Annotated in this window: 23 protein-coding genes and 1 pseudogene; 2 read left to right on the top strand and 22 right to left on the bottom strand. The window is 69.6% G+C overall.

Annotated features, from left to right (window positions below):
• Both DW306_RS11825 and DW306_RS11820 read left to right on the top strand, forming a co-directional pair.
• Positions 1-1,254: an alpha/beta fold hydrolase gene (locus tag DW306_RS11825; protein ID WP_136055792.1), complete on the top strand. Its 1,254-nt coding sequence runs from the start codon at positions 1-3 to the stop codon at positions 1,252-1,254.
• A 76-nt stretch (positions 1,255-1,330) separates the two neighbouring features.
• A complete protein-coding gene (locus DW306_RS11820) occupies positions 1,331-1,543 on the top strand; it encodes a DUF2945 domain-containing protein (protein WP_136055791.1) in 213 nt (70 codons plus the stop codon).
• Between the two features lie 9 nt (positions 1,544-1,552).
• Here DW306_RS11820 and DW306_RS11815 read toward each other — a convergent pair whose 3' ends face one another.
• The 22 genes and pseudogenes from DW306_RS11815 to DW306_RS11710 form a co-directional block, all read right to left on the bottom strand.
• Positions 1,553-2,266, bottom strand: a complete 714-nt coding sequence (locus tag DW306_RS11815) for an alpha/beta hydrolase (RefSeq protein ID WP_240747169.1) — start codon at positions 2,264-2,266, stop codon at positions 1,553-1,555.
• Complete coding sequence (locus tag DW306_RS11810) at positions 2,203-3,015, bottom strand: alpha/beta hydrolase (RefSeq protein WP_136055790.1); 813 nt, start codon at positions 3,013-3,015, stop codon at positions 2,203-2,205. The genes DW306_RS11815 and DW306_RS11810 overlap by 64 nt, the downstream gene beginning before the upstream one ends.
• Before the next feature lie 125 nt (positions 3,016-3,140).
• Positions 3,141-4,592 carry a pyruvate kinase gene (gene pyk, locus DW306_RS11805; protein WP_136055789.1) on the bottom strand — a complete coding sequence of 484 codons (1,452 nt, stop codon included), beginning with the start codon at positions 4,590-4,592 and terminating at the stop codon, positions 3,141-3,143.
• A gap of 60 nt (positions 4,593-4,652) precedes the next feature.
• The gene (locus DW306_RS11800; RefSeq protein WP_136055788.1) at positions 4,653-6,119 is read right to left on the bottom strand and encodes a glutamate synthase subunit beta; all 1,467 of its coding nucleotides are present in this window, start codon (positions 6,117-6,119) and stop codon (positions 4,653-4,655) included.
• Positions 6,112-10,692 carry a glutamate synthase large subunit gene (gltB, locus tag DW306_RS11795; RefSeq protein WP_136055787.1) on the bottom strand — a complete coding sequence of 1,527 codons (4,581 nt, stop codon included), beginning with the start codon at positions 10,690-10,692 and terminating at the stop codon, positions 6,112-6,114. Before gltB ends, DW306_RS11800 begins: the two co-directional genes overlap by 8 nt.
• A gap of 85 nt (positions 10,693-10,777) precedes the next feature.
• A complete protein-coding gene (lgt, locus tag DW306_RS11790; RefSeq protein WP_136055786.1) occupies positions 10,778-11,803 on the bottom strand; it encodes a prolipoprotein diacylglyceryl transferase in 1,026 nt (341 codons plus the stop codon).
• Positions 11,804-11,813: 10 nt separating this feature from the next.
• Positions 11,814-12,617, bottom strand: a complete 804-nt coding sequence (gene trpA, locus DW306_RS11785) for a tryptophan synthase subunit alpha (RefSeq protein WP_136055785.1) — start codon at positions 12,615-12,617, stop codon at positions 11,814-11,816.
• Complete coding sequence (trpB, locus tag DW306_RS11780; protein ID WP_136055784.1) at positions 12,614-13,882, bottom strand: tryptophan synthase subunit beta; 1,269 nt, start codon at positions 13,880-13,882, stop codon at positions 12,614-12,616. The genes trpA and trpB overlap by 4 nt, the downstream gene beginning before the upstream one ends.
• The gene (trpC, locus tag DW306_RS11775) at positions 13,879-14,655 is read right to left on the bottom strand and encodes an indole-3-glycerol phosphate synthase TrpC (protein ID WP_136055783.1); all 777 of its coding nucleotides are present in this window, start codon (positions 14,653-14,655) and stop codon (positions 13,879-13,881) included. The genes trpB and trpC overlap by 4 nt, the downstream gene beginning before the upstream one ends.
• A complete protein-coding gene (locus DW306_RS11770; RefSeq protein ID WP_136055782.1) occupies positions 14,655-14,885 on the bottom strand; it encodes an HGxxPAAW family protein in 231 nt (76 codons plus the stop codon). The genes trpC and DW306_RS11770 overlap by 1 nt, the downstream gene beginning before the upstream one ends.
• 47 nt (positions 14,886-14,932) lie before the next feature.
• On the bottom strand, positions 14,933-15,520 hold the full coding sequence (locus DW306_RS11765; protein WP_136055781.1) for a Trp biosynthesis-associated membrane protein: 588 nt from the start codon (positions 15,518-15,520) through the stop codon (positions 14,933-14,935).
• Positions 15,517-15,873: a phosphoribosyl-AMP cyclohydrolase gene (gene hisI, locus DW306_RS11760; protein ID WP_136055780.1), complete on the bottom strand. Its 357-nt coding sequence runs from the start codon at positions 15,871-15,873 to the stop codon at positions 15,517-15,519. The genes DW306_RS11765 and hisI overlap by 4 nt, the downstream gene beginning before the upstream one ends.
• Positions 15,870-16,631: an imidazole glycerol phosphate synthase subunit HisF gene (hisF, locus tag DW306_RS11755; RefSeq protein WP_136055779.1), complete on the bottom strand. Its 762-nt coding sequence runs from the start codon at positions 16,629-16,631 to the stop codon at positions 15,870-15,872. The genes hisI and hisF overlap by 4 nt, the downstream gene beginning before the upstream one ends.
• Positions 16,631-17,473, bottom strand: a complete 843-nt coding sequence (gene hisG, locus DW306_RS11750) for an ATP phosphoribosyltransferase (protein ID WP_136055778.1) — start codon at positions 17,471-17,473, stop codon at positions 16,631-16,633. The genes hisF and hisG overlap by 1 nt, the downstream gene beginning before the upstream one ends.
• Positions 17,474-17,511: 38 nt before the next feature.
• Positions 17,512-17,775, bottom strand: a complete 264-nt coding sequence (locus tag DW306_RS11745; RefSeq protein ID WP_136055777.1) for a phosphoribosyl-ATP diphosphatase — start codon at positions 17,773-17,775, stop codon at positions 17,512-17,514.
• Complete coding sequence (rpe, locus tag DW306_RS11740) at positions 17,772-18,452, bottom strand: ribulose-phosphate 3-epimerase (RefSeq protein WP_136055776.1); 681 nt, start codon at positions 18,450-18,452, stop codon at positions 17,772-17,774. The genes DW306_RS11745 and rpe overlap by 4 nt, the downstream gene beginning before the upstream one ends.
• Before the next feature lie 4 nt (positions 18,453-18,456).
• On the bottom strand, positions 18,457-19,956 hold the full coding sequence (locus DW306_RS11735) for a transcription antitermination factor NusB (protein ID WP_136055775.1): 1,500 nt from the start codon (positions 19,954-19,956) through the stop codon (positions 18,457-18,459).
• The gene (fmt, locus tag DW306_RS11730; RefSeq protein ID WP_136055774.1) at positions 19,953-20,873 is read right to left on the bottom strand and encodes a methionyl-tRNA formyltransferase; all 921 of its coding nucleotides are present in this window, start codon (positions 20,871-20,873) and stop codon (positions 19,953-19,955) included. Before fmt ends, DW306_RS11735 begins: the two co-directional genes overlap by 4 nt.
• Positions 20,874-20,891: 18 nt before the next feature.
• Positions 20,892-22,850 (bottom strand): primosomal protein N', encoded by a 1,959-nt coding sequence (locus DW306_RS11725; RefSeq protein ID WP_136055773.1) that lies wholly within the window; start codon positions 22,848-22,850, stop codon positions 20,892-20,894.
• 16 nt (positions 22,851-22,866) lie between these two features.
• A complete protein-coding gene (metK, locus tag DW306_RS11720) occupies positions 22,867-24,060 on the bottom strand; it encodes a methionine adenosyltransferase (protein WP_136055772.1) in 1,194 nt (397 codons plus the stop codon).
• A gap of 91 nt (positions 24,061-24,151) precedes the next feature.
• Positions 24,152-24,409 carry a DNA-directed RNA polymerase subunit omega gene (rpoZ, locus tag DW306_RS11715; RefSeq protein ID WP_116634940.1) on the bottom strand — a complete coding sequence of 86 codons (258 nt, stop codon included), beginning with the start codon at positions 24,407-24,409 and terminating at the stop codon, positions 24,152-24,154.
• 65 nt (positions 24,410-24,474) lie between these two features.
• Positions 24,475-24,757: pseudogene (locus tag DW306_RS11710) on the bottom strand (guanylate kinase); the annotation flags it as partial.

Genomic DNA, 24,757 nt, shown 5'->3' with positions numbered 1-24,757 from the left:
ATGAACTCCGGCGCTCCCGCGGCGCACGCCCGCAGACTACGGCGGTCTCGGCGGATCCTCCTGATCGTCGCAGCGATCCTCGTCGTCGCGCTCGGGCTCGCCGCGGCGGAGTTCGCCAGGCGCTACCTGGAGGGTCAGGCCGACCTCAGGACCGACCCGGCTTTCTATACGCTGCCCTCCCCTGCGCCGGGGGGCGACCCTGGCGAGATCATCCGCATCGAGCCGATCGCGAGCGCACCTGCCGGCTCGAGCGCCTGGCGCGTGATCTACCATTCGACGGATCTCGCGGGCGATGACGTCCCGGTCTCCGGCGTCGTCATCGTCCCGGACGGCCCTGCACCCGCGGGAGGTCGGACCGTCATCTCCTGGGCGCACCCGACGACCGGCGCCGCGGCCAAATGCGCGCCGTCGCTCGGGCTCGATCCCTTCCAGTACATCGAGGGCCTTCACGAGCTGCTGGCCGAGGGGTACGCCATCGCCGCGACCGACTACCCGGGTCTGGGCGTCGAAGGACAGTCGTCGTATCTTCTCGGGGTGCCCGAGTCGAACAGCGTGCTCGACATCGTCCGTGCGGCGCGCCGGATCGACGGCGCGGACACAGGTGATCGCGTCGTGCTGTGGGGGCATTCGCAAGGGGGTCAGGCGGCGCTCTTCGCGGCGGAGCGAGCATCGACGTATGCTCCCGAGCTGAAGCTGCAGGGCGTCGCGGTGGCAGCGCCGGCGGCGAATCTGAACGCACTGATGACCGATGACATCATCGACCTCTCCGGGGTGACGATCGCCTCGCTCGCGATCCCCGCGTACACGGTCGCCTATGCCGACCGGTACATCTCGGAGGAGATCACGGCGATACTCACGCCCGCCGGCGCGAAGGCGACCCCCGAGATGGCCCAACTCTGCCTGCTCACCGAGACGAAGGAGCTGCATGCGATCGCCGACCCGCTCGTCGGCGGCTACGTGACCAGCGACCCGGCCACCACGGAGCCGTGGAAGACCCTGCTCGAGGAGAACAGCGCGGGCGGGCAGCCTGTGACCGTGCCCGTCTTCATCGGACAGGGCGAGGCCGACCAGCTGGTGCGCCCGAGCGCGACCGAGGGCTACGTGGAGCTGCTCTGCTCCCAGAAGGCGGATGTCACCTTCCACACCTACCCGGACATCGATCACGGGCTGGCCGCCTACGCCGCGCTGCCCGATCTGCTGCTCTGGCTGCCTACACTGGGCGAGCGGCGAACCCCGGCGAGCGACTGCGGATGACGGCATCCGAACACCCCTCTGCTGCTCGACGTCAACCCCGTATCTGCGCCGAGCTGCGCGGTTCTAGCGTGGCGGCATGAAGGACATAGCCGTCGGCGATCGGGTCAGCTGGAACACCTCGCAGGGTCGAACCCGGGGGAAGGTGCTGGAGCGGAAGACGAGTGACTTCACCTTCGCCGATCAGCACTTCACCGCATCGAAGGACTCGCCCTCGTTCATCGTCGAGTCGGAGAAGACCGGCGCGAAGGCAGCGCACGACGCATCGGCGCTGCGACGCCTGAAGTCGTAGTCGTCCACCTCACCCGGCCAGCACCGCGAGCTCGGCGAGGACGCGCGGATGCGCGAGGATGCGGAAGTGCCCGCCGGTGTCGAGCCGCACGTTCTTCGCGCCCGCGAGTTCGCTCCCCTCGGGGATGTGCGGATCGAAGTGGGCGTAGATCGAGACGATCCGCGTGTTGACGTCGAGCTGCCGGGCGAGACCCACGATCGATGGATCATCGGGCGAGAATGCCCGCAGAGTGCGCACCGGAATCATCCGCGCATAGCGTGAGCCGCCGAACGGCGTCGCGATGGCGAGCATCGAGCGCACCCGGCCCGCCGCGCGCCCCGTCATGACGAGTTTGCCGGCGAGGCCGCCCTTGCTATGGGCGACGAGGATCACGTCCGACAGGTCTTCCGCCTCGAGGAAGCCGGCGACCTGCTCGGCCATCTCGGCCACCGGCCGTTGGTTCCTGCGGAGACCGTCGATCACGTGTACCGGGTGTCCGCGTTCATGGAGCGCCGTGATGAGCGGTTGCATGAACCTCCAGGTCTCGTAGACCCCCGGCAGGACGATGATGTGCGCCGCATCCCCCGAGGAGAACGACCGCGCGTCCGTGCGGCCGAACGTGGCCCGGACCTGCCAGTAGGCGGCGTACGCGTAGTCGGCGACCCACCACAGGGCACCCTTCAGAGGATTGATGATGCGCCCTCTCCTTCGGTGGCGGCGTGCATCCGCGTCGCGTCCGGCCACGCCGTCGCGGTGTGGAACAGGATGGCTGCGGCCACCGCACGCGGCGCCGAGAACAGCGCGACGTGGCGATGCCCCGGGATCTCGACGAGCCGCGCGACGCGCGCGGCGTCACGGAGACGACGGCACCATTCCCGGCCCGCCACGGGGTCCTCTCCCCCGCGCACGACCAGCAGGGGCACGGTGAGCGCACGGGCACGTCGCTCCATCGGGTAGGCAAGCATGTGGCGCAGCTGCCGCGAGTACCACGGCATTCCGGAGCGGACGTAGTCCACGAAGACGATCGCGTTGACCAGCGGCGTCTCGCCCATCGTATCCACGGCGAGCCCCCGCGCCTGAGCGGCCAGGGTGCGACGGCGTCCGTCGGCGACGGGCCCGACCGCCACGACCGTCGTGATCGACTCCGGGCGGTGCAATGCGGCCTCGACGGCCCACTGGGCGCCCATCGAATGACCGACGAGCACCACCCGGCCCTCGTCGAGCGTCGCGACGACGTCTGCGAGAGCGCGTCCCATCTGCACCACGTCGAGGTCTTCCGAGGGCTTGGGCAGGCCGGCGAACCCCGGCAGATCGACCGAGATCACGCGGGTCGATGCAGCGAGCTCCGCATGCAGTCGCGACAGAGATCGGTGCGACATCCCGATCCCGTGCACCAGCACGTGCGTCGGCACGTGGGAGCCGACCGGTCGGGGACTCTCGGTCAGTCGGAATGCGAGTCCTGCGGTGTCGACACGTCGGTGCGGAGGGCTCATACCGGGAACCTACTCGACGCGAGCGCGCGAGGCAGAGGGGTTGACGCGCGAGGTCGGGCGGGACACGCGCGGAGACGACGAAGGGGCGGGACCGAAGTCCCGCCCCTCCACGTGCGGCACCGTGATCAGACGGTGGCTTCCTTGTAGATCGGTGCGGCGCCGTTCACGGCATCGCCCACCTTGTGCACGCGGATGTCGTTCGTGGAGCCCACGATTCCGGGAGGGGAACCGGAGATCACGACGACCTTGTCCCCTTCCTCAGCGAGGCCGTTCCCCAGCAGGTAGTCATCGACCTGCAGATACATGAGGTCGGTGTGCTGCACCATGTCGACGAGCGTGGAGCGGATGCCCCAGGTCAGCGCCATGCGGCGGCGGATGTCGGGCTCCGGCGTGAACGCCAGCATCGGGATGCGCGAGCGCAGACGCGAGAGACGACGGGCAGAGTCGCCCGACTGCGTGAACACGCAGAGGAACTTCGCGTCGACGAACTCGGCGACCTCGAGGGCGGCGAGGGTGATCGCACCACCCTGAGTGCGCGGCTTGGTCGTGAGCTTCGCGATGCGCTCCAGACCGTGCTCCTCGGTCGACTCGATGATGCGCGCCATCGTCTCGACCACCACGACCGGGTAGTCGCCGACGCTGGTCTCGCCCGAGAGCATCACGGCATCCGCGCCGTCCAGGACGGCGTTCGCGACGTCGGAGGTCTCGGCGCGGGTCGGCACCGGGCTGTTGATCATCGACTCGAGCATCTGCGTCGCGACGATGACAGGCTTCGCCATGCGGCGGGCCAGCTCGACGGCGCGCTTCTGCACGATCGGCACGGCCTCGAGCGGCAGCTCGACGCCCAGATCGCCACGGGCGACCATGATGGCGTCGAACGCGTCGACGATCTCTTCGAGTGCATCGACGGCCTGCGGCTTCTCGACCTTGGCGATGACGGGGACCTTGACGCCCTCTTCGGCCATGATCTCGTGCACGCGGGTCACGTCGGACGCGTTGCGCACGAACGACAGGGCGATGAGGTCGGCGCCGATGCGCAGGCCCCAGCGGAGGTCGTCCTCGTCCTTCTCGCTCAGGGCGGGGACGTTGACGGCGACGCCGGGCAGGTTGATGCCCTTGTTGTTCGAGACGGCACCGGCCACGATCACCTTCGTGGTGACGACGACACCATCGGTCTCGACGACCTCGACGCGGACCTTGCCGTCGTCGATGAGGAGGAAGTCGCCCGGCTTGACGTCCTGCGGCAGACCCTTGAAGGTCGTGCCGCAGATCTCCTTGTTGCCGATGATGTCTTCGGTGGTGATCTTGAAGATGTCGCCGACGGCCAGCTCGTAGGGTCCGTTCTCGAACTTGCCGAGGCGGATCTTCGGCCCCTGGAGGTCGACGAGGATCGCGACGGCACGTCCGGCGTCATCTGCCGCGCGACGCACGTTGGCGTAGTTGTTCTCGTGCACGGAGTAGTCGCCGTGGCTGAGGTTCAGGCGTGCGACATCCACCCCCGCATCGATCAGTGCGCGCACCGTCTCATAGGTGGAGGTGGCGGGGCCCAGGGTGGCGACGATTTTCGCGCGTCTCAACAGAATTCTCCTGAATGGAAGTGGGGGAAGGTGAATCAGGCGACGGTGCCGCCGCTCAGCCTACGCGGGCTGGAGTCCGATCGCGACATCATGCGGGCGCACCGGCTCGGGAAGCACGGTGGTGCCCATGAGGAAGCGATCGACGTTCGCGGCCGCGGCGCGTCCTTCGGCGATCGCCCACACGATGAGCGACTGTCCGCGACCGGCGTCGCCGGCGACGAACACACCGGGGACGGTCGACTCGTAGCCGGAGTCGCGACGGAAGGCGCCACGGTCGGTGACCTGCGGCAGGGTGTCCTCGGTGTAGCCGTCCTGCTCGGGGCCGGTGAAACCCATCGCGATCAGCACGAGGTCGGCGGGGATCTCGCGCTCGGTGCCGCTCTTCGGCACGCGGCGTCCGTCGACGAACTCGGTCTCGGCGACCCGCAGCGCGCGGACCTCGCCCACGTCGTTCGAGAGGAACTCGACGGTGGAGGCGAGGAACATCCGCTCGCCGCCCTCCTCATGCGCGGAGGCCATCTCGAACAGGGTCGGCATCATCGGCCATGGCTGGTGGTCGGGCCGCTCCGAGGCGGGCTGCTTGCCGATCGCGAGGTTGGTCACGCTGAGCGCGCCCTGGCGGTGCGCGGTGCCGATGCAGTCGGCACCGGTGTCACCGCCGCCGATCACGATGACGTGCTTGCCCTCGGCGCTGATCTGGTCGGTGACCTTGTCGCCGGCGACCGCATGGTTCGACTCGACGAGGTACTCCATCGCGAAGTGCACGCCGTCGAGGTCGCGCCCGGGGATGGGCAGGTCGCGGGGCACGGTGGCGCCGGTCGCGATCACGACCGCGTCGTAGCGCGCCCGCAGGTCGGGCCAGGAGATGTCCTTGCCGATCTCGACACCCGCGCGGAAGCGGGTGCCCTCCTCCTGCATCTGGCGGAGGCGCGACTCGAGCTGCCCCTTCTCCATCTTGAAGTCCGGGATGCCGTAGCGCAGCAATCCGCCGATGCGGTCGTCGCGCTCGAACACCGCGACGGTGTGCCCCGCGCGCGTGAGCTGCTGGGCGGCCGCGAGGCCGGCCGGACCGGATCCGACGACGGCGACGGTCTTGCCGGTGAGGCGCTCGGGCGGCTCGGGCTCGACCCACCCCTTCGCGAAGGCCTCGTCGATGATCGAGACCTCGATCTGCTTGATCGTGACGGCGGGCTGGTTGATGCCGAGCACGCACGAGCTCTCGCACGGTGCCGGGCAGAGGCGACCGGTGAACTCCGGGAAGTTGTTCGTCGCATGCAGGCGCTCGATGGCCGCGCGGCCCTCGCCCCGCCAGGTGAGGTCGTTCCACTCCGGGATCAGGTTGCCCAGCGGGCAGCCCGAGTGGCAGAACGGCACACCGCAGTCCATGCAGCGGCCGGCCTGGCGCCGGAGCACGGCCTTGTCGCCGGGCTCATAGACCTCTTTCCAGTCCATGATGCGCACCGGCACCGGACGTCGCGCGGGGAGTTCCCGCTCGGTCACCTTCATGAAGCCTTTGGGATCAGCCACCGGTCACCTCCAGGATGCGGTTCCACACGATGTCGCCGTCGGGGTCGATCCCCTCGGCCAGCGCTTCCTCGCGCATGCTCCGCACGGCGGCGAAGTCACGCGGAAGCACCTTCACGAACTCGGACGCGGTCTCGTCGAAGCGTTCCAGCAGCTCGGATGCGCGCGGCGAAGCGGTGCGCTCGACGTGCGCCGTCAGCAGGCTCCGGAGCACCTCGAGGTCGGCGCGGTCCAGCTGCTCGAGCAGAAGCTCTCCGCTGCTGAGGGACTGCGCGTTCACCTTCGCGGTGTCGAGCGCGTGCACGTAGGCGACGCCGCCGGACATGCCGGCGCCGAAGTTGCGGCCCGTCGAGCCCAGGATCACGGCCAGTCCGCCGGTCATGTACTCGAGCGCGTGGTCTCCCACGCCCTCGACGACCGCGGTCGCTCCGGAGTTGCGTACGAGGAACCGCTCCCCCACGACACCCGAGAGGAACATCGTCCCCGAGGTCGCGCCGTAGCCGATGACGTTGCCCGCGATCACGTTCTCGTGCGGCGCGATGGACGAGCCGCGCGGCGGACGGATCGTGATGTCTCCACCCGAGAGGCCCTTGCCCACGTAGTCGTTGGCGTCGCCTTCCAGGCGGAGCACGATCCCCGGCGGAAGGAAGGCGCCGAGCGACTGCCCGGCCGTTCCGTGCAGGGTGACGTCGATGGTCTCCTTGGGAAGTCCGGCAGCCCCGTGGCGCGACGTCACCTGGTGGCCGAGCATGGTGCCGACCGCACGTTCGGTGTTCGCGATGGGGAGTTCGACGACGACGGGCTCGCCGTTCAGCAGCGCACCCTTCGCGATGTCGATCAGCTGCACGTCGAAGTGCTTCTCGAGCTCATGGTCCTGGGCGCGACCGCTGCGACGCGGCTCACCGGCAGGGAACACCGGGCCGTCGAGGATCGGGCTGAGGTCCAGACCCTCGGTCTTCCAGTGCTCGACCGCGGCATTCGTCTCGAGGAGGTCCGCACGGCCCACGATCTCGTCGATCGACCGGTAGCCGAGCTCGGCCAGGAGCTCGCGCACCTCTTCGGCGATGAACTCCATGAAGTTGACGACGAACTCGGGCTTGCCCGTGAACCGCTCGCGGAGCGCGGGGTTCTGGGTCGCGACACCCACGGGGCAGGTGTCGAGGTGGCAGACGCGCATCATGATGCAGCCGCTCACAACGAGCGGTGCGGTCGCGAAACCGAACTCCTCGGCGCCGAGCAGCGCGCCGATGATGACGTCGCGGCCGGTCTTGAGCTGCCCGTCGACCTGGACGACCACGCGGTCGCGCATGCCGTTGAGCATCAGCGTCTGCTGCGTCTCGGCCAGGCCGAGCTCCCACGGCGTTCCCGCGTGCTTCAGCGAGTTCATCGGGCTCGCGCCCGTGCCGCCGTCGTGACCGGAGACGAGGATGACGTCGCTGAGCGCCTTCGCGACACCGGCCGACACCGCGCCGATGCCCGACTGGCTCACCAGCTTCGTGTGGATGCGGGCGTCGGGGTTGGCCCTCTTCAGGTCGAAGATGAGCTGCTTGAGGTCTTCGATCGAGTAGATGTCGTGGTGGGGCGGCGGGGAGATGAGGCCGACGCCGGCGGTCGCATGGCGCGTGCGCGCCACCCACGGGTACACCTTCGTCGGCGGCAGCTGACCGCCCTCGCCGGGCTTGGCGCCCTGGGCGAGCTTGATCTGGATGTCGTCGGACTCGGTGAGGTAGAGGCTCGTCACGCCGAACCGTCCGGACGCGACCTGCTTGATCGCGCTGCGGCGCTCGGGATCGACCAGCCGGTCGGCGTCTTCCCCGCCCTCACCGGTGTTCGACTTGCCGCCGATGCTGTTCATCGCGATCGCGAGGGTCTCGTGCGCCTCGCGCGAGATCGAGCCGTAGCTCATCGCTCCCGTCGAGAAGCGCTTGACGATCGATGAGACCGGCTCGACCTCGTCCAGCGGAACGGGCTTGCGGGTACCGGTGCGCAGGTTGAACAGCCCGCGCAGCGTCTTGAGTTCGGCGGCCTGGTCGTCGACGAGCTTGGTGTACTCGCGGAAGATGTCGTACCGACGCGTCCGGGTCGAGTGCTGCAGCTTGAAGACGGTCTCCGGGTTGAACAGGTGCGGAGAGCCGTCGCGACGCCACTGGTATTCCCCACCGGTCCAGAGGCGCTCGTGCGCGCGAGCCGCGGCATCCTCCGGATAGGCGTAGTCGTGACGCGCCTGGTTCTCGGCGAAGATCTCCTCGATGCCGATCCCGCCGAGCTTCGACTCGGTGCGGGTGAAGTACGCGTCGATGAAGTCCTGGCTGAGCCCGACGGCTTCGAAGACCTGCGCGCCCGCGTAGGACGACACGGTCGAGATCCCCATCTTCGACATGATCTTCAACACGCCCTTGCCGAGCGCGTAGATCAGGTTCTTGACGGCCTTCTCGGGCGTGATCCCGGTGATGTAGCCGGTGCGCACGAGGTGCTCGACCGTCTCCATCGCCAGGTAGGGGTTGATCGCCGAGGCGCCGTAGCCGATGAGGGTCGCGACGTGATGCACCTCGCGCACGTCACCCGCCTCGACGATGAGACCGACCTTCATGCGGTTCTCGCGGCGGATGAGGTGGTGATGGATCGCCGAGACCATGAGCAGCGAAGGGATCGGCGTCAGATCCTTGTTCGAGTCGCGGTCCGACAGGATGATGAACTCCGCGCCGTTCTCGATCGCCTCGTCGACCTCGGCGCACATCTCGGTGAGCCGGTCTGCGAGAGAAGCGGCCCCGGAATCGAAGTGGTACAGGCCACGGATCGTGACGCTCGAACGGTCGGGCAGCGCCTTGTCGATGTGCCGGATCTTCGCGAGCTCGTCGTTGTCGATCACCGGGAAGTCCAGCGAGACGGTGCGCGTGTGCTCGGGACCCCACGAGAGCAGGTTGCTCTCCGGTCCGAGGCCGAGCTTGAGGCTCGTGACGACCTCTTCACGGATCGAGTCCAGCGGCGGGTTCGTCACCTGGGCGAACTGCTGCGTGAAATAGTCGAAGAGCAGGCGCGGACGCTTGCTGAGCACTGCGATCGGAGTGTCGGAACCCATCGCGCCGAGGGGTTCGACGCCCGTCTGGCCCATCGGGGTCAGCAGGATGCGGACTTCTTCCTCGGTGTAGCCGAACGTGCGCTGACGGCGGGTGATCGACGCGGGCGGATGCACGATGTGCTCGCGCTCCGGCAGGTCGGCGAGGCGCACGGCCCCGGCATCCAGCCACTCCTGCCACGGGTGCATGGTGGAGAGCTGGCGCTTGATCTCCTGATCCTCGACGATCCGACGCTGCGCCGTGTCGACGAGAAACATCTTGCCGGGCTGCAGGCGGCCGCGGCGCTTGATGCGCTCCGGCTCGAACGTGAGCACGCCGGTCTCCGAACCGATCACGACGAGGCCGTCGGTCGTCTCGGTCCACCGCCCCGGGCGCAGGCCGTTGCGGTCGAGCGTGGCGCCGACGAGGGTGCCGTCGGTGAAGATGAGGGCGGCGGGACCGTCCCACGGCTCCATCTGGTTCGAGTGGTACTCGTAGAAGGAGCGCAGCTCCGGCGTGATGTCGGCCTGCTTCTCGTACGCCTCGGGGACCATCATCATGATGGCGTGCGGCAGACTCCGGCCGGTGAGCGTCAGGAGTTCGAGAACCTCGTCGAACGACGCCGAGTCGCTCGCGCCGTCGGTGCAGATCGGCAGCAGGGGTGCGACATCGCCGAGCAGCTCGGACTCGAGCTGCGACTGACGCGCGCGCATCCAGTTGCGGTTTCCGCCGACCGTGTTGATCTCGCCATTGTGCGCGAGCATCCTCAACGGCTGCGCGAGCGGCCAGGACGGGAACGTGTTCGTCGAGTACCGGGAGTGCACGACGGCGAGCTCCGATGCGAAGCGCTCGTCCTGGAGATCGGGGTAGAACGGCTCGAGCTGCAGGGTCGTGACCATGCCCTTGTAGCCGAGAGTGCGGCTGGAGAGCGAGACGAAGTAGGCGCCGAGTTCGTGACCCGCGCGCTTGCGCAGACGGTAGGCGACCCGGTCGAGCGCGATCCCGGTCAACGGGGCCTGCGCGTGCGTCGAGCCACCGGCGCTGACGAACAGCTGCTCGAACGCCGGGCGTGCCTCATCGGCGAGCTTGCCGAGGTTGTCGTTGGCCGTGGGCACCTCGCGCCAGCCGAGCACGCGCAATCCCTCGGCGCGGGCGATCTTCTCGATGCCGGCCTTCTGCTCGCGACGGACACTCGAGTCCCGGGGCAGGAACGCGAGACCCGCGGCGTACTCCCCCACCGGAGGCAGTTCGAAACCGGTGACGGCGCGGAGGAACTCGTCGGGCATCTGCGTGAGGATGCCCGCGCCGTCTCCGGTGCCGGCATCCGACCCGATCGCACCGCGGTGCTCGAGGTTGCGCAGCGCCTGGAGCGCCAGCGAGATGATGTCGTGCCCTGCCGTGCCGCGCAGCGTCGCCACCATGGCGAGGCCGCAGGCGTCCTTCTCGAACGCCGGGTTGTACATGCCCTGCTTGGCCGGGAACTGCTGCCCGACGGGTGCGCGGAGGTCGCTCGATGCCATGCGGTACCGTCCTCAGATCTTCAGGTGACCCGGGGACGTCATTGGCCGGGTGGATGCGTGGGATTCCTCACGGAACTTCTGGAGGCTATCGAGAGCCGTCCGCGTCCGTGGGAGCGACGCTTGTGGCGCTGGCTCCTGCGGTGACTTCTTCGGCCGGAGGCTCGCTCAGATCCACGAAGTCAGAGGGATTGTCTTTGGATTCTACATCAGCGCCTTCGTCGGTCCGTCCGCGGCCCGGCTTGTAGGGCGAGGGCTCGAGACCGGGGTGACGGCGCGTCTGCACGATGAGGATCGCCAGTCCGACGATGACGCCGAAGATCGCGGCCCACACGTTGCTGCGCAGACCGAGGATGATCTCGCTCGGATCGATGCGGATCGACTCCCACACGATGCGTCCCGCGCTGTACCAGATCAGGTAGATCGCGAACAGGCGTCCCCACTGGAAGAAGAGCTTCCGGCCGAGCCACAGCAGCACGAGCACGCCGAGGCCGTTCCAGATGACCTCGTAGAGGAATGTGGGGTGGAAGAGCGTTCCGTCCGGCAGCCCGGGCGGGAATGCGGAGTTGTCCGAGGGGATCTCGAGACCCCACGGGAGGTCGGTGGGGAGGCCGTACAGCTCGTTGTTGAACCAGTTGCCGAAGCGGCCCATGGCCTGAGCGAGCAGGAGGCCCGGTGCGAGCGCGTCGGCGAACGTCCAGAAGCGGATGCCGGTCCACCGGCATCCCAGGTAGGCGCCGATCGCGCCGCCGATGAGCGAGCCGAAGATGGCGATGCCACCCTCCCAGATCGCCCACACGGAGCCCGGTTCGAACGGGTTCCAGGTGTTCCTGCCCTCACCGAAGTAGAAGTTCGGGTGGGTGAGCACGTGGAAGATGCGTGCCCCGATGATCGCGATCGGCACGGCCAGGATCGAGATGTCGATCACCACCCACGGCTCCGCCCCGCGCTTGGTGAGGCGGTGGTTCGTGATCAGCGCGGCGGCGATGATGCCGGCGATGATGCACAGCGCGTAGAAGTGGATCCGGATCGGGCCCAGGTCGAAGTACGACACGGTAGGGCTCGGGATGCTGGCGAGCACGCCGTTGAAGGTGCTGTGGAGCGCGAGGGACATGAGTGCGATTCTAGTTCTCGTGATCGGGGCGTGCCGACGACGTGCCGGAGGCCAGGTTTCGGGTGACTTCGGCGAGGGCGGGGATGCCACCGTCGCGGAGTGCACGGACGAGTGCGGTGCCGACGATCGCGCCGTCGGCATACTCCGAGACGCCGGCGACCTGCTCTGCCGTGGAGATGCCGATGCCGACGCAGGCGCGGGTGGCGCCCTGCTCACGGAGGCGGGCGACGAGCGTGCGGGCGGCGCGGTCGAGCTCGGTGCGCTCCCCCGTGATGCCCATCGTCGACACCGTGTAGACGAAGCCGGTGGACGACTTCATGACCAGGCCGAGACGCTCGTCCGAGGAGGTCGGTGCGGCGAGGAAGACGCGGTCGAGACCGGTGCGCTCGCTCGCGGCGATCCACTCCTGGGCGACGTCGGGCGTGATGTCGGGCGTGATCAGCCCGGCACCGCCGGCGGCGAGCAGATCGTCGGCGTAGCGGTCGACGCCGTACTGCAGCACCGGGTTCCAGTACGTCATGACGAGGACCGGCACATCGGTGGCGGCTGTGATCGCGCGCAGGGCCGTGAAGAGATCGGCGGTCGTGTAGCCCGCGGCCAGGGCCTTCGTGGTCGCCTCCTGGATGATCGCGCCGTCCATCACCGGGTCGCTGTACGGCGGTCCGAGCTCGATGATGTCGACGCCGTTCTCGGCGAGGGCGATCGCGGCCTGGATGCTCGTCTCGAGGTCGGGGAATCCCACGGGGAGATATCCGACGAACGCACTGCGGCCGTCGGCGTGCGCGGCGGCGATCGCCTGTTCGACGCGGCTCATAGCTCGGGCTCCCCCTTCGAGGCTGCTTCCTCTTCGGCGGTCTCCTCGGCGACATCGTGCGCGAGGGCCGCCTCGTCGTAGAGCTCGAAGTACCGGGCAGCCGTGTCCATGTCCTTGTCGCCGCGCCCGGAGAGGCAGATCGCGATGATGGCGTCCGGGCCGAGCTCGCGGCCGATCCGCAGCGCTCCGGCGAGGGCGTGCGCCGACTCGATCGCCGGGATGATGCCCTCGGTGCGGCTCAGCAGACGCAGAGCCTGCATGGCCTCGTCATCGGTGGCCGGGATGTATTCGGCGCGCCCGATGTCGGCGAGCCAGGAGTGCTCGGGTCCGACGCCCGGGTAGTCGAGTCCGGCGGAGATCGAGTGGGACTCGATCGTCTGCCCGTCCTGGTTCTGGAGCACGTAGGTCTTCGAGCCGTGCAGCACACCCGGGCGGCCGCGCTCGATCGATGCGGCGTGGCGGTCGGTGTCGACGCCGTCGCCGGCTGCTTCGACGCCGTAGAGCCTGACGCTCTCGTCATCGAGGAACGCGTCGAACATGCCGATCGCGTTCGACCCGCCGCCGACGCAGGCGAAGACCGCGTCGGGGAGGCGGCCGACCTCATCGAGCAGCTGCGCGCGCGCCTCTTCGCCGATGATCTTCTGGAAGTCGCGCACCATCGCGGGGAACGGGTGGGGTCCTGCCGCGGTGCCGAAGATGTAGTTGGTCGTCTCGACGGATGCCACCCAGTCGCGGTACGCATCGTTGATCGCGTCCTTGAGGGTGCGCGAGCCGGAGGTGACCGCGACGACCTCGGCGCCGAGCAGGCGCATGCGGGCGACGTTGAGCGCCTGGCGCTCGGTGTCGACCTCGCCCATGTAGATCGTGCAGTCCAGTCCGAACAGCGCGGCGGCGGTGGCCGTGGCCACTCCGTGCTGACCGGCGCCGGTCTCGGCGATCACGCGGGTCTTGCCGAGCCGCTTCGTGAGCAGCGCCTGGCCGAGCACGTTGTTGATCTTGTGCGAGCCGGTGTGGTTGAGGTCCTCGCGCTTGAGGAACACCCGCGCACCACCCGCATGCTCGGCGAACCGCGGCACCTCGGTGATGATCGACGGCCGTCCTGCGTAGGACCGGAGCAGATCCGACAGCTCGGCGCGGAACTCCGGGTCGGCCACAGCCGCCTCGTAGGCGACGGTCAGCTCGTCGATCGCGGCGATGAGCGACTCGGGCATGTACCGTCCGCCGAACTCGCCGAAGTACGGTCCGTGCTGGTCACGCAGGCTCACGATGCCTCCAGGAAGCTCTTGAGGGTGGCGACGGGGTCGCCGGTCACGAGCGCCTCGCCGATCAGGACGACGTCCGCGCCCGCGGAGCGATAGTGCACGACGTCGGCGGGAGTAAGCACGGCGGACTCGGCGATCTTCACCGCGGTCTCCGGGATCCGCTCGACCAGGCGGCCGAACAGGTCGCGATCGAGCTCGAGGGTCTTCAGATCGCGTGCGTTCACGCCGATCAGCGGAGCACCCAGATCGATCGCCGCCTCCAGCTCGTCCGCGGAATGCGTCTCGACGAGAGGGGTCATGCCGAGCTCGGTGATGAAGCCGAACAGATCCTGCAGCACCGCGGGCTCGAGCCCGGCGACGATCAGCAGCACGAGGTCGGCCCCCGCTGCGCGCGCTTCGAGCACCTGGTAGCGGGTGGCGATGAAGTCCTTGCGCAGCACCGGCAGCGAGACGCGGGCGGTGACCGCCTCGAGGTCGGCGAGGCTGCCGCCGAACCGGCGCTCCTCCGTGAGGACGCTGATCGCGGAGGCTCCCCCGGTCTCGTACAGCGAGGCCTGGAGGGCGGGATCGGGGATGTCGGCGAGGGCGCCTCGCGACGGACTCGCGCGCTTGACCTCGGCGATGATCTTCACCTGTGCGGCGGGGGCCAGGAACGACAGCGCGTCCTTCGCGGCCGGGCGCGCGAGGGCCTCACGTTCGACGACGGCGAGAGGGCGCGCCAGAGAGCGACGCTCGGCGTCTTCGACAGCGCCGGCCGTCAGGTCGGCGAGGACCACTAGTGCGCCTTCGGCGAGTACTTGGGGCCCTTCACGCCGTAACCGGCCTTGGACAGCGCCCAGCCCACGATCGCGCCGATCGGGATGAGAGCCGCGGAGATCCAGACGAGCGTCGGCTGCTCGAAGCAGAACGCGACGGTTGCGGCGGTGAAGCCGACGAGCATGATCACCACAGCGGTCCAGGCCGCAGGCGAGTGTCCGTGGCCGGGGTCGGCGATCGGGTTGGTCATGTTCTCCTCCGGGGGACGACGTGCGGGGCGTGTTCAGTCTATCGGGGTCACCGCGTCGGATCGGTTCCGCGGGACAGCTCGTCCCACGAGTCGACCGCGTCGACGGGTCCGTCGTGACGGGCGGTCTCGGACGCGTCGGTGCGGTACCGACGCCCGCCGGCCTTCCAGCCGCGCCAGGTCAGCAGGACGAAGACGGATGCCGCGAGCAGGATGACCCACCCGACCAGGGCGATGATCGGCCACGCTGTCGGCACGACCGCATCGACGACGTCGCCGAGAGCATCTCCGCCCGCGAGTCCCGTGGCATCGGTGACCGCCGGTCCGACCGACCCGATCGGAGAAGCGAGCATCTGGATCGTCGACCAGCCGAGCAGCACGGATGCCGCTCCGGCGAGCACGGCGAAGACCACCCGGAGGACCCGCGCCGCGATCGACAGGGCGGCGCCGAGCGCCAGCACCGCCAGGCTCAGCGGCGCCAGCAGGACGAGCGCGGACGCGCCGGGAACGAGGATCGCCTCGCCCGCATCCGCTCGCTCCACCGTCAACCAGGTCTGAGTGGACGAGATGATGCCGATCGCGCCCGCGAGGAGGAAACCGGAGACGGAGAGGGAACGCCCGCGCTGAGCGAGGCTCACAGCTCTCCCGAGCCCACGGTCGCCCCGAGGTCGTTCGCGTCGAAGCAGGTGCGGGTGCCGGTGTGGCACGCAGGGCCGGTCTGCGCCACCTCGAGCAGGATGGCGTCGCCGTCGCAGTCGAGCCGCGCCTCGTGCACGACCTGGATGTTGCCCGACGTGTCGCCCTTGCGCCAGTACTCCTGGCGGGAGCGGGACCAGTACGTCGCGCGACCGGTGGTGAGGGTGCGGCGCAGCGCCTCGGCATCCACCCAGGCGAGCATCAGGACCTCATGCGTGTCCCACTGCTGCACGATCACCGGCGCGAGGCCGTCCGCGTTGAAGGCGACCTGCGCGATGCGCTCCTCGACACTCATCGGACCAGCACTCCTTCCGCGCGCAGCGCGTCTTTGACGTCGCCGACGGTGAGGGCGCCGGTGTGGAAGACGCTCGCGGCGAGCACGGCATCCGCACCGGCCTTGATGGCGGGTGCGAAGTCGGAGGCCTTCCCGGCGCCACCGGAGGCGATCACCGGGACGGTGGCGACCTCTCGCATGAGCCGCACGAGTTCGAGGTCGAAGCCGTCCTTGGTGCCGTCGGCGTCGATCGAGTTGACGAGCAGCTCTCCCGCCCCGCGTTCCGTGGCCTCGCGGGCCCAGTCGAGGGCGTCGAGCGTCGTCTGGGTGCGTCCGCCGTGCGTGGTGACGACGAAGCCGGAGGGCGTCGTATCCGCCCGCTTCACGTCGAGCGAGAGCACCAGCACCTGCGCGCCGAAGCGGTCGGCGATCTCACCGATCAGCTCGGGGCGCGCGATGGCCGCCGAGTTCACGCCGACTTTGTCGGCGCCGACCGAGAGCAGTCGCGCCACGTCATCGACGCTGCGCACTCCCCCGCCGACGGTCAGCGGCACGAAGACCTGCTCGGCCGTGCGCTGCACGACGTCATAGGTCGTGGCGCGGGCATCGACCGTCGCGGTGACGTCGAGGAAGGTGATCTCGTCGGCACCCTGCGCCGCATAGTGCCGGGCGAGCTCGACCGGGTCGCCCATGTCGCGGAGGTTCTCGAAGTTCACGCCCTTGACGACGCGTCCGTCGGCGACGTCCAGACACGGGATCACGCGGCTGGCGAGAGTCATCAGAGCCTCGCGTTGTGGATTGCGGTGACGAGGATCGCGCGTGCGCCGAGCGCGTACAGCTCGTCCATCACGTGGTTGACCCGCGTGCGGGCGACCATGACGCGCACCGCCACCCACTCGGGGTCGCGCAGCGGCGAGACCGTCGGCGACTCGACGCCGCCCGCGATCTTCACGGCGTCATCGAGCAGGGCGACCGGAAGGTCGTAGTCGATCATGACGAAGCGGCGCGCGACCATGACACCGCGCAGGCGGCGCAGCAGAGTCTCGGAGCCGTCGGCGTCGACCGGACCGGCGATGAGCACGGCCTCGGACTCCAGGATCACCGGGCCGAACACGTCGAGCCCCGCCTGGCGGAGCGTCGTGCCGGTCTCGACCACGTCGGCGACGGCATCCGCGACACCGAGCCGCACGGCGGACTCCACGGCGCCGTCGAGCGGCACCAGGTCGACGGCGATGCCCCGCTCGTCGAGGAACGCGTCGACGAGGCCCGGATACGAGGTCGCGATGCGCAGACCGTCGAGCTCGGAGACGTCGGTGTACCGGCCGGAGGGCGCGGCGAAGCGGAATGTGGAACCGGCGAAGCCGAGCGCCTCGATCTCGCGTGCACCCGGCATCCGGGCGTCGAGGAGGAGGTCACGTCCGGTGATGCCGACGTCGATCGCCCCCGACCCGACGTAGGTCGCGATGTCCTTCGGGCGGAGGAAGAAGAACTCGACGTCGTTCTCGGCGTCGACGACATGCAGGGTCTTCGGGTCGCGGCGTCCGGCGTACCCGGCCTCCGCGAGCATGTCGGCGGCGGTCTCGGAGAGCGAGCCCTTGTTGGGAACAGCGATGCGCAGCATGGATGGCTTTCAGTTCGAGGGGATCGGAACGGAGCGCATCACAGATGTCGGTAGACGTCCTGCAGGCTGAGACCCTTCGCGAGCATCATCACCTGCAGGTGGTAGAGCAGCTGCGAGATCTCCTCGGCGGCGGCCTCGTCGGACTCGTATTCCGACGCCATCCACACCTCGGCGGCCTCTTCGACGATCTTCTTTCCGATCGTGTGCACGCCGCCGTCGAGCTCCGCGATGGTGCGGGAGCCCTCTGGTCGGGTCTCGGCCTTGACGCTGAGCTCGGCGAACAGCTCGTCGAAAGTCTTCACCCTTCCAGGCTACCGGCTCGTGCGCGGTCCCTGAGCCGAGTGACGGCCGCCTCGATGTCATCGGCGCCGTAGACCGCGGATCCTGCGACGAAGGTGTCGGCGCCGGCGGCCGCAGCCATCTCGATCGTGCTGTCGGAGATGCCGCCGTCGACCTGGAGCCACACCTGCGAACCGCGTCGACGCGCCTCATCGTGGAGGGCGCGCAGCTTCGGCATGGTCTCGGGCATGAAGCCCTGGCCGCCGAATCCCGGCTCGACGGTCATGACGAGGATCTGGTCGAACTCCTCGAGCACCGAGAACAGGGGTTCCGCCGGGGTGTCGGGCTTGATGGCGATGCCTGCCCGGGAGCCGATGTCGCGGAGACGCCGTGCGAGCGCGATCGGATCGGCCGCGGCCTCGAGGTGGAAGGTCACGCTGGCGGCGCCCAACTCCGCGTACCCCGGAGCCCAGCGGTCGGGATCCGTGATCATCAGATGCACATCGAGCGGGATCGGGCTCGTGGCCTGGATCCGCTCGACCATCTGCGGCCCGAACGTGAGGTTGGGCACGAAGTGGTTGTCCATCACGTCGACGTGCGCGAAGTCCGCCGAGGCGATGCGGGCGAGATCCGCCTGCATGTTCACGAAATCGGCGGCCAGGATGCTGGGGTTGATGCGCGGGGCGCTGGGGAGTTCCACGGTCCTACTCTTCCTTCGCTGAGGTGTTCGGGGCGTCCGTGCGCTGCAGCAGCGCGAGGAACATGGCGTCGGTGCCGTGCCGGTGGGGCCAGAGCTGAGCGCTGCCCGATTCCGCCCGGCCGGCCTCGGCGAGGTCGATCGGCGACTGCGCGACGTCGGTGAGGACGGCGCGCGCGTCGAGCTCCGTGACGTCGGCCCGGTCGCGGAGCACCTCCTGCACCACGCCGACCGTCTCGGCGAGGTGCGGTGAGCAGGTCACGTAGGCGACGATGCCCCCCGGCGCGAGCGCGTCCAGAGCGGCCGTCAGCAGGTCCACCTGCAGCGGCACGAGCTCGGCGACATCGGCCGGCGACTTCCGCCATCGCGCCTCGGGACGGCGACGCAGGGCGCCGAGTCCGGTGCACGGCGCGTCGACGAGGATCCGGTCGAACTCTCCGGCCCTGGTCGCGGCGAACTCGCGACCGTCCTGTTCGTGGACCACCACCTCGCCCGGGACCGCGCGCAGGGCGTTGCGCACCAGGCGCGCCCGTGTCGGGACGACCTCGTTGGCCTCGAGGACCACGTCGTGCTGGCGGGCGATCGCGGCGAGGAGCGCCGTCTTTCCGCCGGGGCCGGCGCACAGATCGAGCCACCGCTCCCCCGGCCGGATGGGGGCGGCCTCAGCCAGCGCCAGTGCGACGAGCTGGGACCCCTCGTCCTGGACGCGGACCGTGCCGCCCGAGGCCTCGACAGGGCGACGCGGATCGCCGCCGGGTGACGCGAAGGCCGTGGCGGCGTAGGGGCGTCGGGGCTCGACGGGTTCCGCGAGCCCGGGCAGAGCCACGAGCGTCACCTCGGGAGAGACGTTGTCGGCCTCGAGCAGCGCCTCGAGCTCGTCGACACGCCCCTCGGCCGCGAGAGCGCGACGCAGAGCACGGATGATCCACACGGGGTGCGCCGATCGCAGGGCGAGCCGCTCGTCGTCCGAACGCGCATCCCTCTCGATCCGCTCCTGCCATTCGCCCGGAGTGTCGCGGGCGATGCGACGCAGCACGGCGTTCGTGAAGCTCGATGCTCCCCGTCCGACGGTCGTCGCCACGAGGTTCACCGACTCGTTGACCGCGGCGTGCGAGGCGACGCGGGTCGCCAGCAGCTGGTGCACGGCGAGGCGGAGCGCATCGAGGACCGCGGGATCGATCTCGTCGGTGGCGCGATCGGCCGCCGCCGCGATGATCGCGTCGTACAGTCCGCGACGGCGCAGGGTGCCGTAGGTGAGCTCCGTGGCCAGACCGGCGTCCTGGGGCGAGAGACCGGCCTCGGCGATCGCGGCGGGCAGCAGCAGGTTCGCGTAGGCGTCGGAGTCCGAGACGGCGCGGAGCACGTCGTAGGCGACGCGTCGCGCCGGCTGCACCGTGCGGCTCGGGCCCCGCCCGCCGGAGCGCTCACCGCGGTTCGACGACCGGGCGTCGCCCCCTGACCGATTCGCGGGACGACGCGCCGATCTTCCTTGCTCGGAGGGACTCATGATCCGGCACGCAGCCCTTCCGTGTCGCGCTGGCCGCGCCACCAGTCGACGGCGCTCATCGCGCCTTTCCCAGCCGGTTGCACGCGCGTGACCGCGAGCGGAGCGGATGCCGTGCCGATCAGCAGCGCGGATCTCGTGCTGCTGATCACGCCGGGCTCCAGGGGATCTGCGTCCTCTGCGGGCCCCGCCTCGAGGATCTTCAGCCGCTGTCCGTCGATGGTGGTGTGCGCACCGGGCTCGGGGGTCACGCCGCGGAAGCGTGCGAACACCGCTTCGGCGGTCTGCGACCAGTCGAGCAGTCCGTCGTCGAGTGTCAGCTTGGGCGCGAGCGTCGGCTCTCCCCGCTGGGGTACGGCGCGGGCGGTGCCGTCGGCGATCGCGGCCACGACCTCCGCGGTCAGCTCGGCGCCGTCGTGAGCGAGGTTCTCCAGCGCCTGGTCGGCCGTCGCGGTCGGGGCGACAGCGATCGTGCGCATCGCGAACACGTCACCGGCGTCGAGCTCGGGCACGAGCTGGAAGACGCTTGCCCCGAGCTCACGATCTCCGGCGATGAGGGCGCGCTGCACCGGGGCGGCACCACGCCACGCGGGAAGCAGCGAGAAATGAAGGTTGATCCACCCGGCATCCGGCGCCGAGAGCAGCGGCTCCCGCACCAGCCCGCCGTAGGCGACGATCACGCCGAGCTCGGGCTCCAGCGCGGTGATCTGCGCGGTGGCGTCGGCGTCGAGGCGTGCCGCCCGGATCACCGGAAGACCGAGTTCTTCTGCGGCTCGGGCGACCGGCGAGGGAGTGAGCAGCCGCTTGCGGCCGAGAGGCGCATCCGGCCGCGTGACGACCGCCACGATCTCGTGCAGGGTCGCAAGACGCTGCAGGGTGGGCACGGCAGCAGCGGGTGTGCCGGCGAAGACGAGGCGCATGAAGGTTCTCCGGAAGGGTCAGAGCTCTGGATCGAGGATATCGAGGCGCACCGTGAGGGTGCTCTTCGTGTTGCGGGCCTTGCCGCGACGTCCGCTCACGGCCTCGGCGACGACGGCCGCGCGGAGCACCGTGGCGACGCGACTGCCCGCCCCGTACTCGAACCGCACGAGTGCCCGCACGCGCGGAGGCAGGTCGTCGGACTCGACGGGCACCGGCCCGAGCACGGCATCGGAGGGCAGGGCGAGCTCGCCCAGCGCGATGAGGGCCCGCGACACGGCGGCGGCCGATCCTTCGACCAGGGCCACGCGCGTCGTCGGCGGCATGTGGAGCGGCGCCCTGCTCTCGAGCTCGGATCGCGCGTATCCCGACTGGTTCCACGTCGCGAGGGCCATGCCCACCGCACCGCTCACGCCGACGAGGTGGATCGGGGCTCCGGGGGACGCGAGGGCCGCGGCGTTCGACCACCAGCGCAGGCAGGCCTCCCCGATTCGCAGATCGGGTGCTTGCAGCATCCGCGGTCCGTCGAGGAGCACGACGGCGCGGTATCCCCCGACGGCCAGCGGCTCGGCGCCGCGTGTGGCCACGACGAGTGCGGGCTTGACGTCGACGCGTTCGACGGGGTGGGCTCCGTCGGCGACGATCACGCGGATGCCGGGGAACGCACGGCCGAGTTCATCCGCAGTGCGCTCGCTCCCGGACGACGCGAGGCGGAGCTTCGTCGACGAACAGAAGGGACACGTCCACGCCTGGGCGCTCCGACCGCACCATCCGCACACCGGGACGGCTCCACGGTGACGGGCGCCGAGCGGCCCTCCGCAGTGCGGGCAGCGCGCCGGGGCACGGCACTCCGCGCAGACGAGCGACGGAGAGAATCCCGGACGCGATACCTGCACCAGCACCGGGCCTTCGGCGGCGGCGGTGCGTGCGGCGAGGAACGCCGAGGACGGCATCCGCTGCCCGGCCGGCTGCTCCATCTCCTGCGGGGTGCTGAGCACGACCTTCGGAAGCACGCGGCGCGCCGCGCGCACATCCGCCAGCCAGCCGTGCGCGACGAGACGCTCGACGTCGGTGGTGCGGGTGTGGCCCGCGAACAGCAGAGCCGACTGCTCGAGCTCCTGCCGGAGCAGCGCCGCATCCCGCGCGTTCACGTAGGGGGCGAGCGGTTCGCCGAGCAGCGGATCGCCATCGTCCCAGATGGCGACGAGCCCCGCCTGGACCGGCGCGTAGACCGCGGACCGGTTGCCGACGACGACGCACGGCGCCTCTTCGAGCGTGCGCAGGAAGCCGCGGTAGCGATCGGGGTTCGTCTGCCGAGAGTCGTAGCGCACGACGGCCTCCCCGGGCACGAGCCCGTCGAGAGCGGTCAGCAGACGATCGAGGTCGCGATGGTCGGGGACGATGAGGATCGAGGACTTCCCCGACGCCAGCATCCGCGCGGCTGCGGCCGCCAGGAGAAGCGTCCATGCCTCTCCCCCGTCGCGGAGCTGCGGGATGGCCTCGACCGCGGCGCGTCCGCTGTCGTCGAGCACGGCGGCGAGACCGTCGTACGCGTCGACGATCTCCGCGGCCCGGGCGGCGGCATCCTCGTCGACCACCGGCACCGCGCTGTCGGCGGTCCATGCCTTCTCGACCCGCACCTGACGCTTGGGGATGACGAGACGCAGCACATCGGAGGCGGACCCCGCGGCGCGGTCCGCGACCCGGCGGGCGAGACGATGCAGCCGCTCCGGAAGCACCGCCACGTCGGACACGACGCTGTCGACCTCGGAGAGCGCCCGGTCGGCGTCGTCCTCGCTGTCGATGTCGACGATGTAGCCGTCGATGACCCGACCGGCTGTGCGCAGCGGCACGCGCACGCGCACCCCGAGCGGCACATCGCCGAACTCTGCCGGAAGCGCGTAGTCGAACAGCCGGTCGAGCTGCGGCAGCGGTGAGTCGAGGAGCACGCGCGCGATGCGCCGGCTCTCGCCCGTCATGACGACCGGGTCCGCATCAGAGCCCGGCAGCGCGGCGAAGCTCTTCCACGCGGTCGGTCCGCTCCCACGTGAAGTCGGGCAGCTCGCGCCCGAAGTGCCCGTACGCCGCCGTCTGCGCGTAGATGGGGCGCAGCAGATCGAGCTGTTCGATGATCGCCTGCGGCCGCAGGTCGAAGACCTCTTCGATGGCCTTGATGATGACTTCGTCGGTCACCTTGCCCGTGCCGAACGTCTCGACGTAGAGCCCGACGGGTCGTGCGACGCCGATCGCATAGGCGACCTGAACCTCGAGCCGGTCGGCCAGCCCCGCAGCCACGGCGTTCTTCGCGACCCAGCGCGTGGCGTAGGCCCCGGAGCGGTCGACCTTCGACGGGTCCTTGCCGCTGAAGGCGCCTCCGCCGTGGCGAGCCGCTCCCCCGTAGGTGTCGATGATGATCTTGCGACCCGTGAGGCCGGCGTCGCCCTTCGGTCCGCCCGTGACGAACGGGCCGGCAGGGTTGATGTAGTGCGTGACGTCGCCGAGGTCGAGGCCGGTCGTCGCGAGGATCGGGTCGATGACGTGCTCGCGCACCTGCGCCTTCAGCTCGTCCTGCGAGATGTCGGGGTGGTGCTGCGTCGAGAGCACCACGGCGTCGACGGTCTTCGGCGTGAAGCCGTCGTAGCCGAGCGTGACCTGGGTCTTGCCGTCGGGGCGGAGGAACGGCAGCAGACCGCTGCGGCGCACCTCTGTGAGGCGCTCGGCGATGCGGTGGGCCGTCCACGCGGCCATGGGCATGAGCTGCGGCGTCTCGTTCGTCGCGAAGCCGAACATGATGCCCTGGTCACCCGCGCCGAGGCCGTCGAGCGGATCGACCGACGAGCCATCGCGGTGCTCCTGGGCGCTGTCGACGCCGTGTGCGATGTCGGAGGACTGCTCGCCCACCGACACGCTGACACCGCAGGAGTCGCCGTCGAACCCGGTCTCGCTCGATGTGTAGCCGATGCCGTTCACGACCTGACGCACGATCGTCGGGATGTCGACGTACGCCTCGGTGCGGATCTCACCGGCGACATGGACGAGGCCGGTCGTGACGAGCGTCTCGACCGCCACGCGGGAGCCCGGGTCCTTGGCGAGGAGCCCGTCGAGGATGCTGTCCGAGATCTGGTCGCAGATCTTGTCCGGGTGCCCTTCGGTGACGGACTCGGACGTGAACAGACGCAGGGCGCTCATCGATGCTCCAGAACGGGGACGGACGGGAAGAGGGGGTGCAGCACCCATTCTGGACCGCGCCGCCGACAGAGCGGCGTGCGCGATCGGAATATCACTCCGCGTGACGCAGGCGGAGCTTGTCCTCGTTGATCTCGTGCAGGGCGATCGTCAGCGGCTTGTCCTCGACCGAGGAGTCGACGAGCGGGCCGACGTTGTCGAACAGGTTGCCCTCGTGCAGGTCGGAGTAGTAGTCGTTGATCTGACGCGCGCGCTTCGCGGCGTAGATCACGAGCTCGTACTTGGAGTCGACGCGGTCGAGCAGGTTGTCGATGGGGGGATCGATGATGCCCTTGGTGTGGTGTCCGGCCATGGTGGGACCTCCAGATCAGGCGACGGGATCGTCGCGAAGACGGTGCAATAGGCGCGCTAAACTTGTCAGCGCGCAGAGCCTGAGGTCAATTCTACGACCTCGCGAGCCGCAGCGGCGACGTCCTCGTTCACGATGAGGTGATCGAACTCGTTCTGAGCAGCCAGTTCGACCTTCGCCGTGCGCAGTCGCCGCGCCCGCTCTTCGGCGTCTTCGGTGCCCCGGCCGACCAGTCGGTGCACCAGTTCATCCCAGCTGGGCGGAAGCAGGAAGATCAACGTCGCGGACGGCTCGGCGCGCCGCACCTGGCGCGCGCCCTGGAGATCGATCTCGAGGAGAACGGTCTTGCCG

Origin of the sequence: Microbacterium sp. K24 (assembly GCF_004794465.1) — a bacterium.
Lineage (GTDB): Bacteria > Actinomycetota > Actinomycetes > Actinomycetales > Microbacteriaceae > Microbacterium.
Note: the sequence above shows the minus strand (reverse complement) of the source record. Positions and strands in the feature narration are given on the sequence as shown.